The sequence below is a fragment of the Cellvibrio sp. genome, from assembly GCF_053579595.1.
On the sequence record NZ_JBRFPI010000430.1, the window covers coordinates 1 to 3604 of the forward strand.

General features: G+C 55.8%; 1 protein-coding gene. It reads right to left on the minus strand.

Going from position 1 to position 3604, the window contains the following annotated elements:
* A partial coding sequence (locus tag ACWA6V_RS19105) for an outer membrane protein assembly factor BamB family protein (RefSeq protein WP_449523984.1) occupies window positions 1–3604 on the minus strand: 3604 nt, incomplete at both ends.

Below are 3604 nucleotides of genomic sequence, written 5' to 3' on the forward strand. Positions count from 1 at the left end.
TATTGATGAAATAGTCACGCCCATTGCCCGCGACTGGATGCCCGGTGATCTGCCCGGTGAACTTGCTCCAGGTCAAGCTGCGCTTGGCAATACTGTAGTTGACCAATAATTGGCCGGATGCAGCCGGCTCCTCCAACAACAAGTTGTTGCGGGTGCCCAATACCGGGTGGTCAGCGCTGGTACCCTGGATGTCGATCCTGAACGCCTCACTGCCAGTGGCGCGATCCAGGGCCACCAGGCTGCGGTTGCTCACCGCAAACACATAGGCATCATTGACCGCAATATCGCGCGTACTTTGTAGATTGGCGGTGCTCCAGAGGGTGGCGCCGCTAGCCAGGTCTTTGGCGACTATGCCGCTGCTATAGCCCAGGCTGGTGTAAGCGCGATTGCCGAACAGGCTGGGGGTGTAATCCGCCGAGTTGTAACTGCTGAAGCTAGCGCTGAACAGGGAAGCTCCTGTATCCGCCGCGAATGCTTGCAGGGCGTTAGGCGCATTAGTGCTGAGGATCACCTTCTCATCCATATAGGCTACCCCCGGGGCGCGGTTGTTATCCCCCAGGTTTTGTTGCCATTGGCTGGTGCCGTCGATAGCGTTGAGCGATACCAGGTTTTTATCGCCATAAATCAGGAATGCGCTTTTGCTACCCGTGGCCATGGGTTTCAGGTATTGGTTGAAGCTTTTGCTCCAGCGCAGGTTGAAGTTGGCGGCGTTGACACGGTAGGGCTGGAAGGCGTTGTGGGCTGCGTTACCCTGGCGTGGCACCCAATCCGTCGGCGTTGGTTTGCTGGCGGCGCTATTGGGCAGCGTGCCGGCGTAGATTTCATCGCGGTTGTTGAAGCCATCGCTATCGGCATCGGCGGCAGCGTCGTTGGCATTCGGGTTCAAGCCAAAGTCCAGTTCCAGGCTATCGTCCATACCATCGCTGTCGCTATCGCCCAGCCGCGGGTTGGTTGCATGGGTGTTTACCTCGATGCTGTCGCTCAGCCCGTCGTTATCCGTGTCGCTATTGATGGGGCTGGTTTGATGGGTGTTAACCTCCAGTCCGTCGTTGAGACCGTCGCCGTCGGTATCGGCCAGCAGCGGGCTGGTTTTGGCCGTAAATTCATCGAGATTGGTCAGGCCGTCGGCATCTTCATCAGCATTGGCCTGCAGGTTGCCCCCGTAGCGGCGCTCCCACCACTGCAAAATGCCATCGGCATCGGTATCGCCCAGTGTGTCGATGGCGGTAAGCGCAAAACTATCCTGAATAAACAAAGTGCCATTATCATCCATCGCCAGATAACGGGCGGGTTTGTTAATCGACCAGCTCACCTGCCGGGTGCGCAGGTCGATGGCATAGGTAGTGGCGCTATCCGAGTAAAAGAGATGGTTGGCGGTCAGTACCGGATTGGATCCCTGCCAGCTATTGCTGACGGGCATTTCCCACAGCAAGCGGCCGGTTTGCTCGTCGAGCACACAGAGTTTCTGCTCGGTCAGTGCGTAGACTTTGCCATTGCCCAGCGCGAGTTTGGCGTTGTTGCAACTGGTGTTGATCCACTGATTGCTACCATCGGTGAGGCTGACGCTGGCCATTTGGGTGCCGCCCAGTTGCATCAGGATATTGTCGCGGCTACCGAGCATTGTGGTCTGCAAATAGCTATTAGCGGGCAGGCTGATGTTTCTGAGCAGGGTGCCGTCCTGTGCGGAGTAAACCACCAGGGTATTGTTGCTCAGCCCCACCAGATGTTTAGCCGATACCAGAGGGCGCCAGTCGGTAGCGATAAAGCCATTGCTTAAACCGCTGGTCCAGAGCAGATCGCCAGTATCCAGGTTGTAGGCCTTAAAGCTGCGGCTGGAATTGGCCAAATAGAGTGTATTGCCACGCACCAGTGGTTGGTTGACTGAGAGATACCCGGCCGAGCTAAGTTCTTTGTTAAGCAGGCTGGCACCGGAGTTGTCGTTCAATATCTGGAGGTTGGTACCGCTGTTGGTGTTCTGGGACAAGAAAACCAGCTTGTCACCACTGCTGGCGGGTAGCGAGAGGCCATTGTTGGTAATAGCGGTGACCCAGGTCTCTTGCCCTGTACCCGTATCCCACACTTGATATTGGTTGTTGATGCGCGCTAAAAGACGCTCGCTGGTGGCGACAGGTGCAGTGGTGAGTGAAACCGGGCTGGTTTTACTCCAGCGCTCGCTGAATTTACTCACGTCTAACAGCAGGGGAATGTAATTGTTGCCCATGCTGTTGCCGCCGGGCATGGACCAGTTTGTTATCTCGGGCCGTTGGTTGGCGTCGCTGATACTGGTGTTGGCGCGTACTTCATGGAGGTTGGAGTAGCCATCGCCATCGCTGTCTTGCAGGGCGTCGGCACTGTCGGTTGGATTGAGTCCGGCCGCTACTTCTTCGCCATCGGTGAGGCCATCTTCATCCGAATCAGCCTTATCGGGGGCGCTTTTGTGGATTTTTACCTCAGCGCCATCGAGTAGGCCATCAGCGTCGCTATCGGCAATCAACGGGGCGGTCTTGGCGGTGACTTCTTCGCCATCGGTCAGGCCGTCGCTATCGGTATCCGCCAGATTGGGGTTAGTCATCAGCGCGAATTCCTGCAGGCCGGTCAAGCCGTCATTGTCGCTATCGCCGGTGGCATTGACGTTCTTTTTAAGGCGCTTTTCCCACCAGTCGGGCAGGCCGTCGCTATCTATGTCACCCTCCAGATCGAGCGTGACAATGCCCGTGCTGCCAAATACAACCAGTGCACCTTCCGCTGCCAGCAGCTTGCCTTTGACACCGTTGAGGGTCCACGCCAGAGCGCCGCTATCCACTTGATAAGCGTAGGTATTCTGGTCATCGCTGACAAACAACAAATTGTTGGTGAGCACCAGGTTACTGGTAAAGGTAGCTGCACCCGGGATGCTGGATACCAGACTGCCATCGCTCAGTTTGCGCATTTCAATGGCGGTATTGTTGATTATGTAGAAATGCTCGCCCCTGATCACAGGATCGCCGCTAAATTCCGCTTTCAACTGCCAAACACGGGTTTTACTGGGTAGATTAAACGTCACTATCCGGCCGGCGTGATTGGCAAGTACCAGGTCGCCCGCGACCACCGGCGCCAGATTCATGCCTCCGCCCCAGTGTTGTGCATCCGGGTCGTCAATTTCAAACGCCACATTGCCCGAGGTTTTATTGGCGACGGTCAATCGGGATGAATAACCGCTGGTGTAGGCGATGGCATAATCACCGCTGACGGCGGGGGTAAACTGGTCGGTTTGGTTAAGGGTTTGCCACCATTTTTGCACGCCGGTTTTGGCGTCGATAGCGTACATGCCGCCATAATAGCCACCCCCGATATAGACAATGTTGTCCACAATAGTCGGAGCATAGTGATTGCTCCATTGGTCTTCTAACTGGGTTTTGAATAACAAGCGGCCATCAGCACTATTAAATGCCCAGAGAAAGGCATCGGCATGACCGCCGGTTTGCACATAGACAATCCCGTCGGCGTAAGCGGGCGGGTTGTACACACTAAAATTGTGTATGCCCGCGATGGATTGGGTCCACAGGGTAGTCCCTGTGCGTGCATCCACAGCATAGAGTTGGCCGGCATTATTGAAGAAGATATA